The following is a 1,803-nucleotide window of genomic DNA, read 5'->3' as shown; positions in this document are numbered from 1 at the left end:
TTAAGGTTAGAAAGTATCTTTCCAAAATTATCGCTCAAAGTCGATATTTCTTTTTCTGATTTTTTTATTAGGTTCTTTGTCTTTTGCTGCATACTTAGCGTTAGATTCGAAAGCTCCTGGTTTAACACTTCTTTTATCATCTCGTTGCTCGTTTTTAATTGCTCTATCTTTTGGTTTGCTGATGCCAGTAGCTCTGTCTGTTCTTTCTTTAATATCTTGTACTTTCCGTTGTATTGCTCCAGTGACGTCATTACCAAACTGTTCTGATAATCTATTTCCTTCATTTTTGACATTAGATTCAATTCCTGACCAATCGACATTTGCTTTTCTACTTCTTTTTTCTCTATATCCTTCACTTGTATTTCCTTGGCTTTGATATTCTCCCGTAAATCTTTCTCTTTCAATTCCTTTACTTTTTCTAATAAACTCATTTCCTAATTCCTCCTTATCATAGTTAGTACCTAGCTTACTACCCCTTATAGGTTTCAACTTTTCTGGATGCTGATAACTTATTGTTTTATTTGTTATTCGTATATTTATTTCAAAATTCTTTTTTAGAGATTCCTTAAATTCTTTAAAGCTATTTGCTTTTTCTTTTGAAAAATCTATACACTGCCTTAATTCATCTTTCCACGTCGTACCACCCTTCATCTCAATTCTCTTTTCTCCAGTTGTAATTCTCTCTGATGCTCTATGATCTAAGTCTAAAGTTATTAATCCTTCCCTCTCGCATTGTCTGTTACTTGCCCTTTTCAGCTCTATCATACTGGTTCTGTTACTTTGATACTTCTTGCCATCCTCAAAGCTCACACTGTTAATTACAAGGTGATTATGGATATGTTCTTTATCTTTATGAGTAACAACAAAAACTTCATGGCCCTTAAACTGTTTTTCTGCAAGTTCAAGACCTAATTCATGTGCTTTCGCAGCAGTTATATTATCTTTAGGACTAAAACTTTGTATCATATGGTGATACTGGACTCCTCCAGTTTTATCATAAAGCTCTTTAGTTGCCCTGAACTCTTGAACTATGCTTCCAGGACTACAATCTTTTCCACTTATTAATTTTTTTTCAGTCTTTTCTTCTTTAGTTAAATAAGTAACTATTTTTTGTGGTGTAGCTCTTGAAGATAAGCCTTTTATTATAGCCAATTATTCATTCACCTTCTTTAATGCCTCGATTACTTTATCCCATACGGTTTCAAGATTGTTTTTAACTTCTGATAATTCCTTACTATCTTTGATTTCTCCATTATTCATCATTCTAGTAATTTGATTAAGGTTATTTCCTACTCTTTTAAGTTCTACCATGAACCCCTTAATTTCATCAATTACTATAATATTTTTTTTGAGTATTGATTTTCTTATATATTCACTTTGTCTAAGCTTTGATTTTTCAATGTTTTTTTGTAACAGCTCTACTTCATTTTTACTTAATCTTATATTAAGCTGTTTGCTTCTTTCTCTTTTAGGAACAATTATTTCTCCTTTGTCTGGCATAAATATTCTTCCTCTCTCTCGAATTTCGCAAGTTCCACTTTTTCTTCTGTTTCGATATAAAGTGAAACTTTATTTGTATCTTGGTCAGTTGTTTCTTTAATATTTAATAGGTTCAATAAGTTTCCAAATCCATTCCTTCGGAGCTTGTCCAAAACGAAAATATCGGTATCCTCTTTATACTGTTCTAGTATTTTTCTTTTAATGCCTTTTAAGGCATTTTTAAATCTTTGCTAAAAGGGTTCTAGGGGCACCCTAGCGAGGTGTATTTTATAGCATGGCTATACAAATACGAATCTCGCTCTG

3 protein-coding genes are annotated in these 1,803 nt (G+C 32.1%); all 3 read right to left on the bottom strand.

What is annotated here, in order from left to right; translation table 11 throughout:
* Positions 1-27: 27 nt before the first annotated feature.
* Genes Q0649_RS20550 through Q0649_RS20540 form a run of 3 tightly spaced genes read right to left on the bottom strand, consistent with a single transcriptional unit; the run spans position 28 to position 1,652 of the window.
* Positions 28-1,152: a relaxase/mobilization nuclease domain-containing protein gene (locus tag Q0649_RS20550; protein ID WP_298846276.1), complete on the bottom strand. Its 1,125-nt coding sequence runs from the start codon at positions 1,150-1,152 to the stop codon at positions 28-30.
* Entirely contained in the window at positions 1,153-1,500 is a 348-nt protein-coding gene (gene mobC / locus Q0649_RS20545) for a plasmid mobilization protein (protein ID WP_298846275.1), read from the bottom strand.
* A complete protein-coding gene (locus tag Q0649_RS20540) occupies positions 1,479-1,652 on the bottom strand; it encodes a hypothetical protein (RefSeq protein WP_298846272.1) in 174 nt (57 codons plus the stop codon). The genes mobC and Q0649_RS20540 overlap by 22 nt, the downstream gene beginning before the upstream one ends.
* Positions 1,653-1,803 lie beyond the last annotated feature (151 nt).

The sequence above is a fragment of the uncultured Clostridium sp. genome (genome assembly GCF_937920395.1).
Taxonomy (GTDB): domain Bacteria; phylum Bacillota; class Clostridia; order Clostridiales; family Clostridiaceae; genus Clostridium_AD.
This window is presented reverse-complemented; position numbering and strand designations above follow the sequence as displayed.